The following is a 16,476-nucleotide window of genomic DNA, read 5'->3' on the forward strand; positions in this document are numbered from 1 at the left end:
AGGTCCACCTCGGGAGTTCGTCATGATCCGCCACCTCGCGGCCGCCGCCCTGGCCGCGACCGCACTCGTCCTGCCCGTCGCCGCCCAGGCAGCACCGCCGGCCTACGTCGCCGCTCCGGTGCCGCTCGCCGCCGCACCCGCGCCCGCGTCCTACGCGAGCCTCACGCTCACCGTGCGGGCGGAGGGCGTGGCCGGTCGCGTCGCGCCGGTCACGCTCACCTGCGGCCCGGCCGGCGGCACCCACCCGTCCCCGGCCGCGGCCTGTGCCGCGCTCGCCAAGACCAACGGCTCCGCGTTCCGCCTGCCACCTCGCCAGGGCGTGCTCTGCACCGCCGACTACCGCCCCGTCATCGCCACCGTGACCGGCCGCTGGGGCAAGCGCACGATCGCCGACAAGCGCACCTTCGGCAACGCCTGCACCCTGAGCGTCGCGGCCGGCGTCGTGTTCGCGTCAAGGTAGGCGCTCACTGAGCGTGCCGCATAAGCTACTGAGAGTAGGGCGGTAGATTGCGCGGCATGCTCAACGCGCATCGCCGGGACTGGCCGGGCCCGCTGCTCGTACCCCCGATGGGTGATGATCGTGTCGGGGTGAACAGCCGGTTCCTGAGCATCGGCGGTACGCCGCGGATCCCGGTCAGCGGCGAGCTGCACTACAGCCGGGTGCCGCGCACGCGATGGGCGGAGCGGCTCCGGCTGATGCGGTCCGGCGGGCTCACTGCCGTCGCCAGCTACGTGCCGTGGCTTCATCACGAGGAGCGGCGCGGCCGGGCGCGTTTTGACGGGAACCTGGACCTGGCCGCGTTCGCGGACCTGTGCGCCGGGTCAGGACTTGACCTGGTGCTGCGGATCGGGCCGTGGATCCACGCGGAGGCGCGCAACGGCGGCTTTCCGGACTGGGTGCAGGCCGCGCCGGTCCGGCACCGCACGGACGATCCGGCCTATCTGGCGCTGGTGTCGGAGTGGTTCGGGCGGCTGGGCGAGCAGGCCGGCGGGCGGCGGTTCTTCGCGATCCAGCTGGAGAACGAGCTGTACGACCAGCCGGAGCACCTGCTCACGCTCAAGCGACTGGCAATCGAGGCCGGGCTGTCGGCACCACTGTGGACGGCCACCGCCTGGGGCGGCGCGCAACTGCCACCCCGGGAGATCATGCCGTTGTACGGCGGCTACGGCGACGGCTTCTGGACGGATGCGGACGCGCCGTGGGATCCGACGTTCCGCGCCCACTTCTTCTTCTCGCACGTCTGGGACGACCCGGGCATCGGCGCGGACCTGCGTGCGACGACGGCCTCGTCCGCCCGTACCGTGTCGGAGCTGTTCCCGCCGGCCACCTGTGAGCTGGGCGGCGGCATGCCGTCCGCCTATCACCGGCGGCCCTGGCAGAGCGGACTCGACATCGCTGCGGTCGCCCACTGCAAGATCGGCAACGGGTCGGTGTGGCAGGGCTACTACATGTTCGCCGGGGGTACGAACCCGCCCGGCGAGCACGGCCTGCAGGAGTCGCACGCCACCGGCTACCCCAACGACATGCCGCGGCTCGGGTACGACTTCCACGGGCCGATCGGCGAGTCCGGGCTGCTCGGCGAGGCACACGCGTTGCTGCGCGGGCAGCACGCGTTCCTTGATGCGTTCGGCCCGGTGCTGGCGACCGCGCCGAGCGCGCTGCCGTCAGTGCTTCCGTCAGGTGTCGAGGATGCCGAAACGCTGCGGTGGGCGGTGCGCGGCCCGTTCGTGTTCATCGCGTGGCATCAGCCGCACGTCCCGTTGCCGCCCTACCGCCACGCGCAGTTCACTGTGGACGGTATGGTGTTCCCGTCGCGGCCGGTCGATCTTCCGGTCGGAACGCTGGCGCGGTGGCCGGCCGGGCTGGACGTGGCGGGCGTACGGGTCGACTGGGCCACCGCGTCCGCGCTCACCGTGCTGCCGGGCCCCGTCCCCACCCTTGTGCTGTGCGCGGAGCCGGGCGTGCCCGCCGAGATCTCCGTGGACGGCGTGGTGCAGCGGGTGGAGCCGTCCCGCGAGCCGATCCGGCTGGGGATCGACGTGCTTGTGCTGCCGGCCTCCGACGCGCGGATCTGCTGGGTCGCGCCGGGCGGGCGGCTGCTGCTGTCCACAGAGGATCTCGGCTGGGACGCGGATGGGCGGGTCAGTCTGCGGAGCGCGCGCTTGCCCGAGGTGCTTGTCTACGCGCCGGCGGCGCGGGCGTTCGGCCCGATGGAGCTGCACGGCGGGCCGGTCGGATCCACTGTGGAGGTCGAGCCACGGTTGTCACGTACCGCGGGCGAGGTGCCGGAGGTCTACGGCACGTTCGGCGGGCGGCAGTCCGCGCCCTCGCCGGAGACGTTCGACGAACTGGCCGCGGTGTACCACCTGGACGTGCCGGAAGACGCGAATCTGCTGCACATCGACTGGGCCGGTGACGTGGCGGAGCTGCGCGCCGGCGGGCGTACTGTCGCGGACCGGTTCTGGAACGGCGCGCCCTGGGCCGTCGACCTGCGTGACCTGCCGCCCGGCGAGCTCACCCTGCACGTGCTGCCGATCGCTTCCGGAAACCCGGTGCACCTGCCCGCCGCCGCGGCCGCCCGCCGGGCCGCCGCCACCGCCCAGCTCGGCTCGGTCGACGCGGTGCGGGTGGAGGTCCGTAACGTCTGGGCCGAGGTGTGCGGGCGTGCTACCGTTCCCGGCGATGAAGACCTCCGCTGCACACAGATTGGGGGCCCGTTTCACCGAAGGTGAGTGCTGATGCGCTCCCCGGCCGTGAATACGGACTCACGCCTCCACCTCTGGCGGCACATCCGCGCTTATGCGGTGCCGCCCACCATGATCACGTCTGCCGCCGCGCGTCGTCGCGCCGGAGACTGGGCGGGCGCCTGTGCGGCGTCCCGCGTCGACGTCGACCTGAACCTGCGGGACATCGCGCGTGCCCACGGCACCGCGCTCGCTGCCGAACTCCGGTCCGACCTCCGGCATCTCGCCCCTGACCTGCTGCGCTGGCACCTGCCCCGGGTAGCGCCGGACGGCCTGCTCCGGCCCGCGCTGACTGTCGGCCTGGCCCGCTACGGCCCGGCGCTCTGGTTGGTGGCCCGTACCGCCCCGGCGTGGGCGGACGCGGGCCAGCGGATCAGCCTCGCGCTCTGGCCCGGCGACCGCGCCGGCCGCCACCCCCATCCCCGCCCCGACCCCCGCTTCCGCCTCGACCTCCACCGCCACCTCTGGGATGCACGCCACGCTCCCGAGCTGCGAGAACGCGCCGGTGTGCCGACAACGGCGAGCGATCGCGCCGGTGTGCCGACAACCGCGGGCGATCGCGCCGGTGTGCCGACAACGGCGAGCGATCGCGCCGGAGTGCCGACAGCCGCGGGCGATCGTGCGGGGTCGGCGGCCGGATCCGCCTCCGCCGTTCCGGATCTGCTGCGGGCCCGTGGCTGCGCGGTGGACCTGTGGGCCGCCGAGGCCGCGCGCCTGCTGCGATGCTCAGGCCGCACGACGGGCTCGGTCTCGCTCCGCCTCGGCACACGCGAGTCCCTTGTGCTGCGCCTCGCGGGGGACGGCCCCCCGCGGCTCGACCCCGGTGCCGGTCGTGGCCTGCCCGCGCTGCCGGACGCGGCGGTCTGGGAGCCACCCGACCTCGCGCTGCTCCGCGCCGGCCTGATCGCGCCAGACGACCTGCATCCCCTGGTCGCGGCCGCGCTGGTGCCCGGCTTCAGCACCCCGGATCCGGCTGTGCGGAGCCACCCCGAAGAGCCGCCGGGGGTACGGATCGTGCGCTGCCGCGGCGCCGACCACCGGATCGCGACCGTGGACGGTGTACTGCGGCCGCTCGACCACGCGCCCGACGAGATCCGGCGCGAGGAGCTGCTCGCCGCGCTGACCGGCACGCCGCTGCCCTGCCTGCAGACAATCGACGACCTGCATCGGCGTCCGGCCGACCTGGACGACGTGCGGGCGCGCCTGGACCACGGCGACATCGAGGGCGCGCTGCACGGGGTCGAGGCGGTGCTCGGCGCGGCGGCGGTGCTGCGCGACGGCCCGCTCCGGGACGAGTTGGAGGCGGCCGCGCAGCAGCGGGTGCTCTACGGCATGTACCGGGCCGGGATCGGGCCGATGGCAGGCGTGTCCGACCCGGACCGCCTCAAGGCGCCGCGCCACGACCCGTTCGCCCCCGGCGACCGCGAGCCGTGGCGGGAACTAGGCCGGGACCGACGCTGGAGCCGTTACCGGCGCCACTGACCGGCGACGTTTTGCTCACGCCATGCCTTCGTCGCTGACAGCCCGCGGGCCGGCCCGTGCGAAGGGTGCGCCTCCACCACCCCCGGGACGAGGTCATGCTCCGGGCCGAGTCGCCTCCGGGGCGTACCACATGACGATTTTGATCTTCGAGAGAAACCACAGGTGATGACGTTGATGCGCACTGAGAACCAGCTTTCCGTGGCGGCCGATCTGCTCGCGCTGCTCGGAGACACCGCCACCGAGCCCCGGCAGGACGAGCAGCTCGACGCGTTGACGCTTGCCGTCGCCGCGGACCTGCCGGTACTGCTCTGGGGTGAGCCCGGCATCGGCAAGACGGCGGGCCTGACGCAGCTCGCGGCGGACCTGGATCTGCCGCTGACCACCGTGATCGCGAGCGTGCACGAGCCGTCCGACTTCGCGGGGCTGCCTGTGGTCGGCGATGATCCGGCCGTGCAGGGCGTGCCGATGGCGCCGCCGGACTGGGCGGTGCGGCTGGTACGGCAGGGGAAGGGGCTGCTGTTCCTTGACGAGTTGTCGACGGCGCCGCCCGCGGTGCAGGCCGCGCTGCTGCGGCTGGTGCTTGAGCGGCGGGTCGGTGCGCTGACGTTGCCGCGTGGCGTGCGGATCGTGGCCGCGGCGAACCCGCGCGCGTCGGCGGCGGACGGGTGGGAGCTGAGCCCGCCGCTTGCCAACAGGTTCGTTCATCTGCAGTGGACACACGACACGGACGTGGTGGTACGCGGACTTGGCGGCGTCTGGCCGGCCGCGATCCTGCCCCGGCTGGATCCGGCCCGGCTCGCCGAGTCCGTGGCCTATGCGCGGCGCGCGGTGCAGGCGTTCCTGACCGTGCGGCCGACGCTTGTGCACCGGCTGCCGACCGGCGAGGGGCAGCGGGGCGGTGCCTGGCCGTCGCCACGCAGCTGGGAGATGGCGTTGCGGCTGGTGGCGTTCGGCACCGCGGCCGGCTCGTCGCGGGAGGTGCTGTCAATGCTTGTGCGCGGCACTGTCGGCGACGGGCCGGGCCTGGAACTGCTGGCCAGCCTGGACCGGCTCGACCTGCCGGACCCGGAGACGATGCTCGCGGACCCGGAGCACGCGACGCTTCCGGAGCGCGGCGACCTGCGGCAGGCGGTGCTTGACGGCGTGGTGTCCGCGGTCCGGACCCGGCCGACGCGCGAGCGCTGGGACGCGGCCTGGACGCTGCTTGCCCGCGCGGTGGAGACCGGCGCGCCGGACCTGGTGGTGGTGCCCGCGACCACGCTTGCCGCGCTGCGCCGCGAGGAGTGGGACGTGCCCGCGCTGATCGACCGGCTGGCCGGTACCGTCGCGCTCTCCCGGCGGGCGGTGGCGGCCTGATGGACAACGACAAGCTGTACGCGGCCCGGCTGCTCGCGGCCCGGCAGCGGCCCTATCTGGCGACCGCGCTGTTCGCGTTGCACGTGGTGGAGTCCGCGTCGACGCCGACGATGGCGGTGGACAGGTTCTGGCGCTGTTACGTGTCCCCGGCGTTCGTGGACCGGCGCACGCTCACCGACCTGGCCGGCGTCTGGGTGCACGAGGTGTCGCACCTGCTCCGTGACCATCACGGGCGCGGCGACGCCTATGCGCGGGAGCACGGTGCGGAGGGACCAGGCGAGCGGCTGCGGATGAACCTGGCGGCGGACGCGGAGATCAACGACGACATCTACGATGCCGCACTGCCGATGCCCTCCGACGCGGTACGCCCGGAGGCGCTCGGTCTCAAGCCGGGCGAGGTGATGGAGTACTACCTGCGGCACTTCACGCTCGGCCCGCGTACCCAGGAGTGGGCCTGGCTCGACTGCGGAAGCGGCGCGGACGGGCTGGACCGGGCGTGGGATCTCGGCGCGGACGGCGCGCACGGGCTGACCCGGCAGGAGCGGGACGCGGTCCGGTTCCGGGTGGCGCGCGGCATCGTGGGTGCGCCAGGCGACGCGCCGAGCGGCTGGAAACGCTGGGCCGAGCGCGTGTTCCACCCGCCGCAGCCGTGGCGGGAGCTGCTCGGCAGCGCGCTGCGGTCCGCGGTCACGGCCCCGGGTGTGGGGGAGGACTACACCTACGGCAGGCCGGCCCGCCGCTCCGCGAGCGTGCCGGGCGTGGTGCTGCCGTCGTTGCGCCGCCGTCCGCCGGCCGTGTGCGTCATCGTGGACACGTCCGGGTCCGTCTCCGACCGGGAGCTGGGTAGCGCGCTGCTGGAGGTGACCGCGATCGGCCGCGCGCTCAGCGGCCGCCGTGACCTGGTGACAGTGATGTCCTGCGACGCGGCCGTGCCAGTGGTCGGCAGGCTGTGCGACGCGGAGGGCCTCACCCTTGTCGGTGGCGGCGGCACTGATCTGCGCGAGGGCTTCGCGGTGGCGCTGAAGCGGCGGCCGGACGTGATCGTGGCGCTTACCGACGGCCAGACGCCGTGGCCGTCCGCGAAGCCGTTGGCGCGCACCGTGATCGGCCTGTTCCCCCGCCAGTCCCGGGCGGAGGACTGGGATTCCAGGCGGCCGCCCGCCTGGGCGACCGTGGTACGCATCGAGAGCTGAGGCCCGCGACGTTTTCGGTGAATCGGCCCGGGCCGCACCCGTCGGGCGCGATAGTGGCGGCAGACGGCTCTTCTGCCTGCGGGCGGAACTCTGCGCGGAGGAATGATGTCAACACGGCTCTCGTACGAGAACCTCAGTGTCAACGTCAAGATCCTCACCGCGGTCGTGACTGCCGTCGCGGTCGCGATCATCGTCGGCGTCGTCGGGCTGGTGAAGCTGCACGAGAGCAGCATGTCCGCCCAGCTCATCTACACGGGCAACGTATCGAGCATCAAGTCGGTCGCGATGGTCAAGGCCGCGGTCTACCAGGCCCGGCTGGCCGCGGCGAACCAGGCGATCGCCCAGTCGGACGCGGAGGAGCAGTCGTTCACCGAGGCCTTCACCATGCACGTGGAGGAGTTCGCCGATGCGGTCGCCGCGTACCGGGCGAGCGGACCGGCCGGCGAGACCGCGCTGATCGACGAGCTGGAATCGTCGTTCGACTCGTACGTCACCATCGCGCGGAACGAGCTGCTGCCGCTCGGCGCCGTCAACGCGTTCGTGCCGTGGGCCGCGGTCCGGGCCGAGAAGGTCACGCCGCTGATGAAGGTCGTCGACGCGAACCTGGTCACGCTTGACGCAGCCGAGACCGAGGACGGCAGGAAGAACGCGGAGGCGGCCGACGCCGGCTACCGGAGCGGCCGGCTGACCTCGGTGCTGGTCATGGTGGCCGGCGCGGTGCTCGCGCTCGGGATCGGCGTGTTCGTCGCCCGCCGGATCGTGTCCTCACTCGTCAAGGTGCAGGTGGTCTGCGAGGCGCTCGCCGCCGGTGACCTCACCCGGAGCAGCGGCGTCATGTCCCGCGACGAACCGGGCCGGATGGCCCAGGCACTCGACCTGGCCGTGGACAACCTGCGGCGCACCGTACAGACCATCGACGGCTCCGCGGCCTCGCTTGCCAGCGCGGCCGAGGAGATGACAAGCACCTCCGTGCAGATCGCGGACTCCGCGCAGGAGGCGTCCACCCAGGCGCAGGCGGTCTCCGCCGCTGCCGAGGAGGTCTCCCGCAGCGTCGAGACCGTGTCCGCGGGCGGCGAGGAGATGGGCGCGTCGATCCGGGAGATCTCGCAGAACGCGGCGGAGGCGGCGCGGGTCGCTTCCGAGGCGGTCACCATCACGTCGGCCACGTCCGCGACGATGAACAAGCTCAACGAGTCGTCAGCGGAGATCGGTAACGTGATCAAGGTGATCACGGCGATCGCGGAGCAGACGAATCTGCTGGCGTTGAACGCGACGATCGAGGCCGCGCGTGCCGGGGATGCGGGTAAGGGTTTTGCGGTGGTGGCGTCCGAGGTGAAGGATCTGGCGCAGGAGACCGCGCGGGCCACCGAGGACATCTCCCGGCGGATCGAGGCGATTCAGGCGGACACGGTCGGTGCGGTGACAGCGATCGAGGAGATCACCTCGGTCATCGCGCGGATCAGCGACTTCCAGACGACTATCGCGTCTGCGGTCGAGGAGCAGACCGCGACGACCGCGGAGATGAACCGCAGCGTCAGCGAGGCATCAAGCGGCACGAACGAGATCGCGCAGAACATCACGATGGTCGCGCAGGCCGCGCTCACCACGAGTCAGGGCGTGGCCGACACTCAGGCGGCGACAAGCGAGCTGGCCCGGATGTCGAGCGACCTGAACACGCTCGTCGCGGGCTTCCGCTACTGATCTCACAGGTTGCTCACACCGGTTCGGCACATTCACCTGCATGCGCGAACGAATTCTTGTGGTGGCGATCGGCACGGCCCTGCTTGTCGGCGGATGCGGTGGCGGAGCGGAAACGGCGGATTCCGAGGTCGCCACGCTGCAGAGCGTCCCGGCGACCGGCACCACACCGGCGGCGGAGGAACGGCCGCTGGTCCGGCCGGACGCGAGCACCGAGGAGTACCGGGCCCTGCAGAGCGTCTGGTTCGCCTGTCTGGAGCAGCACGGCATGACGCTGCAGGGCGACCCGCAGACCGCACAGAAGCCGGCCCCGCCGGAGGAGTACCCGGAGGCCACGGCGGCATGCGCGGCAAAGGAGCCGGAGAGTTGGATGATGCGCGACGAACGCCTCAACCCCGAGTACCCGGACCTGATGCGCGCGGTGGTCGCCTGCCTGAAGGAGAAGGGCTACGACGTGTCGTTCGAGGCCGAGCCGCGGGCGAAGGTGAAGTACGGTTCCACAGAGGACCTGCTGCGCGCGGACAACGACTCGATCGCCTGCACCGACCGGATCTTCGCCGAGCGGGCCAAGGTCTACGCCAGGAACTAGCTGAAGCCTCCCACTCCGGCACCGGCGCTACAGCGGCAGCCGGGCGGTGAAGACGGAACCCGCGCCGGGCCGGCTGGTCGCCGTGACCGTCCCGCCGTGCGCCTGGATCAGGTCGCGGACGATGGACAGGCCCAGGCCACTGCCACCGGTCGCCCGGCTGCGGGAGTCGTCGGCGCGCCAGAAGCGGTCGAAGACGTGCGGCAGATCGTCCGCGTCGATGCCGATGCCGGTATCGGCGACCTCGATGACGATCTCCCCGTCGCGCACGGCCGAGCGGAGCGTCACAGTTCCGCCCGGCGGGGTGTAGCGGACCGCGTTGGACAGCAGGTTGCCGACGATCTGCCGCAGGCGTAACGGATCCACGTAGACGGCGGCGTCCGGGCCGAGCTCGGTCCGCAACTGGAGCCCCGCCTCCACGGCGGCACCCCGGCCCGCGTCGGCCGCCTGCGCCAGGATGTCACCAAGATCCACATGCTCCGGGTGTACGCGAAGCGTGCCCGCATCCGCAGCGGCGAGATCACGCAGGTCGTCGACCACCTGGCGCAGATGCGCGCTCTCGTTGAGCAGCAGCGCGAGCAGGCGCCGGTCGACAGGGGTGACACCGTCCTCGGCCGCCTCCAGCAGACTGTGGATGTTGGCAAGCGGGTTACGCAGCTCGTGCGCGACATCGCTGATCATCGCCCGGCGCTGCTCCTCGGCCCGTTCCCGCCGGTCGGCGAGGGAGTTGAGCGTCATGGCCAGCTGGCCGATCTCGTCGCGGCCGGTGACCGGCACCCGGTGGTCGCGTCCGAGCGGTTGCCCCGCCGCGGCCGTCAGCGCGCGAAGCGGCCGGATCAGCCGGATCCCCAGCAGCACCGAGATCAGCGTGGTGAGCAGCAGCACCCCCGCGGTGACAAGCACGACATACCGCAGATTCGCCCCGGACGCGAACCTGGCCCACCTGTGCAGTGCGTCCCGCTCCGCGGCCGGCAGCAGGTAGGGCCCGGTCACCCGCGGATCGATCAGCTCGGTACGGCCGGTGAGCGCGGGGTCGAGCCGCAGCGGATCGACGATCGCGGACGACTGCGCCGCGGCAAGCGACGGGCCCGCGTGCGAGTCCGCGATGACCCGGCGATCCTCGGTCATCAGCGTGATCCGGCGGCCGAGCGCGGTCGCCCGCTCGGACACCAGCGGCGCGACACCGGTCCAGTCGTGATGCGTCGCCGCGTAACCGAGCACGGCGTCGTAGACGCTCTTGTCGTCGGCAAGCGAACGGCCCTGCTCCTGCCGGATCGCCTGCGTGGTGGTGTTCACCGCCAGCCACGCCGTGGCGCCGGTCGCCACCGCGGCCACAAGCAGCGTGGTCACCAGCAGCCGGACCATCAGGCTACGGCGCCAGGACACGCGGAACCGCGCCATCAGGCGCCGGCGGTGAGCTTGTAACCGACGCCGTACACGGTGACCAGGAACCGCGGCCGGCGCGGATTCTCCTCGATCTTGCGGCGCAGGTTCACCACGTGGGCGTCGATCGCGCGATCAGTCGCGTTCCGGTCGAAGCTGCTCGCCACCGTGAGCAGCTGACCCCTGGTGAACACGCGCTCCGGCTGTTCGCTCATCGTGGCGAGAATCGCGAACTCGGCCCGGGTGCACTCGATCCGCCGGTCATCCACCGACACCTCGTGCCGCGCCGGGTCCACGGCAAGCGGCCCGACCCGCCGCATCGCGAACGGGCCGCGCGGCACGGTGTTGCGGCGCAGCAGGCCGCGGATCCGCGCCATCAGCAGCCGTGGGCTGGACGGCTTGACCAGGTAGTCGTCCGCGCCGATCTCCAGGCCGGCGAGCTGGTCGTCCTCGCCGGCGCGGGCCGTGAGCATCAGGACCGGTAGGCCGTAGTCGCGGCGCAGCTGCCGGCAGACCTGCAGGCCGTCCAGGCCCGGCAGCATCACGTCAAGAACCAGCAGGTCGGGCTCCTCCCTGCGCACCTCCGCGACCGCGTCCAGGCCGTCGTGCACCACGGCGACGCGGAAACCCGCTGCCCGCACGTACTGCCGGAGCACCTCGGCCTGGACCCGGTCGTCCTCGGCGATCAGCACGTAAGCACCCACGTGGGGAATATAGGCGGACCCGGCCCGGGATCTCGCCGCCCGATTCGTTGCCGGAATCTCACAGGTTGCTCACACGGCCGGCGGGCGGCATCCCGGGGCGGGCTGCGGAGTTGCTGCCGTCGGTGTCGTTCGGCCCTGGTCAGGCCGGGTGGGAAGGCCGACCCTCTGCGTTCGGGATTCGGGCTGGAGCGTTGCTACAATGCCGCCTCCGTATATCGGGAGGCTTCACATGCGGTTCCTGCTCATTACCGTCGGGATTATCCTCGGCGTCCTCGTCGGCTGGTGGCTGATGGGCCGATTCCGTAAGCCTTCGGGCTCCGGCGCCACGGCTGCCACTTCAACGACCATCAAGACGGATTCTTCGGACACTTCGGATTCGTCCACAACTATAACGTCGGCAGCGGCCGAGCCCGCGATCGCCGAGTCCAGCGCGGCGGCGCCGGCCGCCGTGGTGCCGAGCACTGACGACACCATCGCGGAGTCCTCGTCGGCCGGTACCTCCACGGCGTCGTCCGCCACCGAGTCCTCGCCGGCGTCGGAGTCGTCTGCGTCGGAGTCGTCCGCGTCGGACTCGTCCGTCACCGAGACCGCGGACGAGTCGGCGACGGCGAAATCCGTCTCCACCGCGGACGCTTCCGCCGAGCCGGTCGCCGCGGCGACGGCATCCGCGTCGGCTGACACGGAGGCCACCACGGTCGACAGCGCCAGCCCGGCCGCTTCTGCGGACGAGGCCACGACCACCTCGGGCGACTCGACCGGCATCACCGCCGCCACGCCGCCCGCCACGGACGTGAAGTCCAGCGACTCCACCGAGGTCGCGCCGGTCGCCACGCCCACCGCCGCGGAGACGGCCCCCTCGGCCGACTCCACCGGCATCCCGGCAACCGAGATCGTCACCGCCGAGGAGTCGTCCACGACGGTCACCACTCCGGCCACCGGGACCTCGACGTCGACGGCTCCGGTCACGGACGCGCCGACCACGTCGGACGCGCTCACCACGCCGGACGTGTACACCACGCCGGACGTGTACACCACGCCGGACGTGTACACCACGCCGGACGTGTACACCACGCCGGACGTGTACACCACGCCGGACGTGCACACCACGCCGGACGCGCTCACCACGCCGGACGTGCTGACTACGTCGGACGCGCCGACCTCGTCGGACGACGCCGTGCCGGCCGAGGCGACTGCGGACGCCGATCTGGCCGCGGCGGCTGACGCTGAGGTAAAGGCCGAGTCGGCCGCAGCGCTCGCCGAGACCGCGCCGGTTGCTGACACCGCGCCCGTTGCCGGGACTGTGTCGGGTGCCGAGACCGCGTCGACGCCGGCCGTCGACGCCGAGGGCACGCCGGTCGTGGGGACTGACGGTACGTCGGTCGTCGGCACCGACGGCACGCCGGTCGCTGAGACCGAGGCGACGCCGGTAGTCGCGCCCGCCCCGGCCCCGCGCAAGGCCGCGACCAGGAAGACGGCCGCGAAGAAGGCCACCCCGGCCACGTCGGCCACCCCGGCCGCTCCCGCTGCGAAGGCCGTCCCGGCTGCGAAGGCCGTTTCCGCTGCGAAAGCGGTCCCCGCTGCCAAGGCGGCTCCCGCTGGGAAGGCGGCTCCCGCTGCCAAGGCGGCTCCCGCTGTCAAGGCCGTGCCGGCCGTGGTCTTCACTCCGGCCACCGAGCCGGAGACGATCCCCACGCCCGTCGCCGTGGAGCCGTCGACGACGCCGTTCTCCACGACGCCGGCCGTAACGCCCGCCGTTGTGGCGGAGACCCCACCGGCCGCTGAACCGGTGGTGACGCCGGTACCCGAGCCGGTCGTGGCACCCGCTGCCGAGCCCGGCGCCGAGCTGGAGTCGATCCTCGACGTCGAGCCGGCCCCGGTGGTCGTTCCGGCACAGGCGTCCGCCCCGTCGGTCGACAACCTGACGAAGATCGCGGGCCTCGGCCCGAAGTCCGCGCAGGCGCTGCAGGCCGCGGGCATCACCACCTACGCCGAGCTGGCCTCGGCCGGTGAGGCCGGCGTCCGCGCCGCGCTCCTCGCCGCCGGGATACGCGCCACCACGAGCGTCCCGAACTGGCCGATCCAGGCCAAGTCGCTGGCCGACGAGAAGAACAGCTGACGCCACAAGAACAGCTGACCAGCACACCGAACGTCGCGGCCGTCGCGTGCCTCCGGGCATCGTGGTGGCCGCGTCGTCATGTGGGCGTCCGGTCCCGCGTGAGCGCGTGGCCGGCCGCCGGCGTTCCGAACTGGCGGGTCCGGGCCCGAGCCGCCGCCGACGTGAAGAACAGCTGACGCCACAGAACAGCTGACCAGCACTCCGAACGAAGCGGCCGTCGCGCGCGCCTGTGGGCATCGCGGCGGCCGCGTCGTCATAGGGGCCGTCAGCCGCCTCGGGTGAGCGTGGACCGCCGCGGGGGTCTTGGCCGGTGCTGCGCGGGACTGGTGCCCGCGGGAGCGTGCGGGCCGCGACCACCCACAGAGTGGGAAATCAAGACTTTGATCTTGGTTGGGTATATCGATCGTCGCGGCGGGCGGAGCGCCTCCGCCGAAGCGCCTCCCGCCGAAGCGCCTCCGCCGAAGCGCCTTCCGCCGAAGCGCCTCCCGCCGAAGCGCCTCCCGGTGGAGTGCCTCCCGCCGGAGCGTGTTCCAGAGGGATGCGCCGGATCAGTGAGGCCGGCTGGGGCCGCGCCGGGAGGGTGCCCGGCGCGGGGGTCTGGCTGACAGTGGGTCAGTGCAGGCGGCGGATGTCGCCGAAGGCGCGGTAGAAGCCGCCGCGGGCCGCCTCGCGGATGCCTGTGACGACGTAACGGGCGCCGGGCTCGCGGATGCCCTTAGGGAACTGGACCTGCCAGGACTGGTGGAAGCCGGCGGAGACGACGCGGATGCGGAGGCGGCCCGCGTCCTCGATGCACTCGACGACGACGCCGTCGGGGGAGTCGGCCAGGTCGTGGATGATCTCGACGGTGCTGGACGGGGCGACCGGCGCCATCCGCGGCGGGGCCTTGACGTCGACGGCCTGCGGGATGGTGCCGCCCTGTGCGGCGTGGATGGCGGCCTCGCTGGCGTCGATGCAGGCAAGCGTGCCGTTTGTGGTGACGATGTAGAGGCGCTCGTCGTGATATTGCATGGAGAACGCGGAGCCGCAGCCGGTGGCGAGCTTCCACAGCCGGTTGCCGGCCGCGTCGAAGCAGTAGATGGACGAGCTGCTGTCGCCGGCGAAGACGTAGCGGCCGTCCGCGGAGGCGGCGCAGGAGTAGACGGCGGCGTCGCAGCGGTACGTCCGCCGGTGCGACCCGTCCTTGCCCAGCTCGACGACCTGCCGGGTCGAGGTGCCCGCGTAGAGCCGGCCGGGCTCCTGCCAGCCGAACAGCACCGAGCCGGTCGAGGTGTGCCACTGTTCCGCACCGGTACGCCAGTCGTAGCTTGTCACACCGGACGAATGCCCGTGGTGGACTGCGTCGGCGTCGCAGCGGACCATCCACCCGGAGGTGCCCCGGCCCGCGCGCCGCCAGAGGAACTCGTCCTCGTGGTCGATCGCGGAGATGCCGCCGCCGGAGTCGGAGACGCCGAGCACGCCGTCGTGGATGTCCAGCCAGTAGATGTCGATCGAGGGGTCGATCCGGTACGCCAGGCGCGGCACCTTGCCGGACAGGTCGTAGACGTTGCCGTCGTCGCAGCCCGCGTAGATCCACCCGTCGTCCGCGACGATGCACTTCACACCGTCCGGCAGGCGGAACTGGCGCAGCACCTCAGCACTGTGGCTGAGCGTGGTGATCATGCCGCTCTCGTTGCCGACCATGCACACGTCGTCGTCGACGAAGATGCCGAACGCGGCGCTGCCGGACGAGTAACGCCACAGGATCGGCGCGCGCTTCGCGGTCGACACGGTGCTGACTATCGCGCGCCGGGAGATGGAGCGCTTGGCCCGGCCGCCGGCCACCGCGGGTGCGTACCCCTTCCGGACCTTCTCCCCGATCTTCTTCGACGCCTCGGACTTCGCCTTGTCCGGCGTGGCGAACGACTTGCGTGTCACCTGGCCGGCGTCGCCGATGCGTCCATAACGGACCGTGAGATCCGTGCCGTCGACTGTCACCTCATAGAACTTGTGTGCGCTCCCGGAGTCTTCGGAAAGCTCGAGGTACGTCGTGTCGGCCGGCATCGGGCCACCTTCCACCAGGGGGAACTTCGATGCCACGAACCTATCCAACGGGTACGACATTCTCGCGGAGCGGGTTCTACTGCACGACCCGAACGAACAGGCAGCCGACGGCACGGCCCAGGACCGGCAGAATCAGTCTGAGCAGCAGACGACCCATCGCCTGCACCGCGCGCCGGGTCCGACAGTTCATCCGCTCCCCAGGAGATCTGTTAGAAATCGATGTCGCTGGTTCGAACCTAACAGTGACGCAGCGTGACCGCAATGTCCCTCGTCAGCGCATGATCGACGCGAAACCGACGAGCCCCGTGGCCCTCAGTCAGACGTCGTCGAGCGCCGCGCGCAGTTTCGCGACGAACGGTCCCGCCTCGTCCCGGTTGAAGATCTGCCGCCCGTAGGCGACCCCCGCCGCGCCCGCCGCCACCGCGCCCTGTGCCCGTTCCAGCGCCTCGGACGCGTCGACGAGCGCTTCGCCGGCGATCAGCACCGGCACCCCCATCGCGGACTCGACCACGGTCCGGAACGTCTCCGGCGTACCCGTGTACATGGTCTTGATCGCGCTCGCGCCCAGTTCCATGCCGATGCGCGCACAGTGCCGCACAAGCTCCGCGAACCGCTCGGGCGAGTTCCTCCGCATACGCAGGTGGTTGTTGTCGGTGCCGCTCAGGTTGCGCGACCGCGGATAGATCATCGCGACGACCGGGAGGCCGAACTCGTCCGCCTCGGTGACCCGCCGGGCCAGCTGCTCCAGCGCCTCGGTCTCGGACGGCGAGGAGATGTTGACGTGGCAGGCGATAGCGTCCGCGCCGGCCCGTACCGCGTCCGCGACCGTACCCACAGGTGCTTTGCGGGTGTGCTCGTGCAGCGTGGTGCTGGCGCTGAGGTTCATCACCACGGGCGTGTCCACCAACTGCGCCGAGGCGGCCGCGAGCACGCCTCGAAAACCGAGGACCGCGGTCAGCTGGGGTACGACATCAGCAGTCAGCAGCCCGCGCACGTCATGCAGGTGATGCTCTGGCCCGGAGATGAGCCCGTCGTCGAGTGGCAGCCAGAGTGCGGGGCGGCCGGGGGGAAGAATCCGGTGCATGCGTCGTTGCAGACCGGGCGGTTGGTGCACGTGGTCCTCCATTGCGGACAGCGAGCGGCGAGGGTGCCGCCGTGCACAATGGCGTC

13 protein-coding genes are annotated in these 16,476 nt (G+C 72.0%); 8 read left to right on the forward strand and 5 right to left on the reverse strand.

Annotation, left to right across the window (positions count from 1 at the left end):
- Positions 1-22: 22 nt before the first annotated feature.
- From ACIA8K_RS39420 to ACIA8K_RS39450, 7 genes are all read left to right on the forward strand, one after another.
- The gene (locus tag ACIA8K_RS39420; protein ID WP_396068614.1) at positions 23-460 is read left to right on the forward strand and encodes an SSI family serine proteinase inhibitor; all 438 of its coding nucleotides are present in this window, start codon (positions 23-25) and stop codon (positions 458-460) included.
- A 56-nt stretch (positions 461-516) separates the two neighbouring features.
- Positions 517-2,733: a beta-galactosidase gene (locus ACIA8K_RS39425; protein ID WP_396068615.1), complete on the forward strand. Its 2,217-nt coding sequence runs from the start codon at positions 517-519 to the stop codon at positions 2,731-2,733.
- A gap of 6 nt (positions 2,734-2,739) precedes the next feature.
- Positions 2,740-4,227 (forward strand): hypothetical protein, encoded by a 1,488-nt coding sequence (locus ACIA8K_RS39430; protein WP_396068616.1) that lies wholly within the window; start codon positions 2,740-2,742, stop codon positions 4,225-4,227.
- Between the two features lie 174 nt (positions 4,228-4,401).
- A complete protein-coding gene (locus ACIA8K_RS39435) occupies positions 4,402-5,583 on the forward strand; it encodes an AAA family ATPase (RefSeq protein WP_396068617.1) in 1,182 nt (393 codons plus the stop codon).
- Positions 5,583-6,776: a VWA-like domain-containing protein gene (locus tag ACIA8K_RS39440; RefSeq protein ID WP_396068618.1), complete on the forward strand. Its 1,194-nt coding sequence runs from the start codon at positions 5,583-5,585 to the stop codon at positions 6,774-6,776. Before ACIA8K_RS39435 ends, ACIA8K_RS39440 begins: the two co-directional genes overlap by 1 nt.
- 105 nt (positions 6,777-6,881) lie before the next feature.
- Positions 6,882-8,477: a methyl-accepting chemotaxis protein gene (locus ACIA8K_RS39445; protein WP_396068619.1), complete on the forward strand. Its 1,596-nt coding sequence runs from the start codon at positions 6,882-6,884 to the stop codon at positions 8,475-8,477.
- A gap of 40 nt (positions 8,478-8,517) precedes the next feature.
- Positions 8,518-9,063 (forward strand): hypothetical protein, encoded by a 546-nt coding sequence (locus ACIA8K_RS39450; RefSeq protein ID WP_396068620.1) that lies wholly within the window; start codon positions 8,518-8,520, stop codon positions 9,061-9,063.
- 27 nt (positions 9,064-9,090) lie between these two features.
- On the opposite strand, the gene ACIA8K_RS39455 is transcribed toward ACIA8K_RS39450, so the two are convergent.
- From ACIA8K_RS39455 to ACIA8K_RS39465, 3 genes are all read right to left on the reverse strand, one after another.
- On the reverse strand, positions 9,091-10,446 hold the full coding sequence (locus ACIA8K_RS39455; protein WP_396068621.1) for an ATP-binding protein: 1,356 nt from the start codon (positions 10,444-10,446) through the stop codon (positions 9,091-9,093).
- A gap of 14 nt (positions 10,447-10,460) precedes the next feature.
- A complete protein-coding gene (locus ACIA8K_RS39460; RefSeq protein WP_396068622.1) occupies positions 10,461-11,147 on the reverse strand; it encodes a response regulator in 687 nt (228 codons plus the stop codon).
- Positions 11,148-11,372: 225 nt separating this feature from the next.
- Complete coding sequence (locus ACIA8K_RS39465) at positions 11,373-11,933, reverse strand: hypothetical protein (RefSeq protein WP_396068623.1); 561 nt, start codon at positions 11,931-11,933, stop codon at positions 11,373-11,375.
- A gap of 4 nt (positions 11,934-11,937) precedes the next feature.
- On the opposite strand from ACIA8K_RS39465, the gene ACIA8K_RS39470 reads away from it, so the two are divergent.
- On the forward strand, positions 11,938-13,263 hold the full coding sequence (locus ACIA8K_RS39470; RefSeq protein ID WP_396068624.1) for a hypothetical protein: 1,326 nt from the start codon (positions 11,938-11,940) through the stop codon (positions 13,261-13,263).
- 612 nt (positions 13,264-13,875) lie between these two features.
- Here the strand turns inward: ACIA8K_RS39470 and ACIA8K_RS39475 are convergent.
- On the reverse strand, positions 13,876-15,306 hold the full coding sequence (locus tag ACIA8K_RS39475) for a WGR domain-containing protein (protein ID WP_396068625.1): 1,431 nt from the start codon (positions 15,304-15,306) through the stop codon (positions 13,876-13,878).
- A gap of 316 nt (positions 15,307-15,622) precedes the next feature.
- A complete protein-coding gene (locus ACIA8K_RS39480) occupies positions 15,623-16,420 on the reverse strand; it encodes a class I fructose-bisphosphate aldolase (protein ID WP_396068626.1) in 798 nt (265 codons plus the stop codon).
- Positions 16,421-16,476: the final 56 nt, after the last annotated feature.

It is taken from the genome of Catenuloplanes sp. NPDC051500, from assembly GCF_044454585.1.
Classification (GTDB): Bacteria; Actinomycetota; Actinomycetes; order Mycobacteriales; family Micromonosporaceae; genus Catenuloplanes.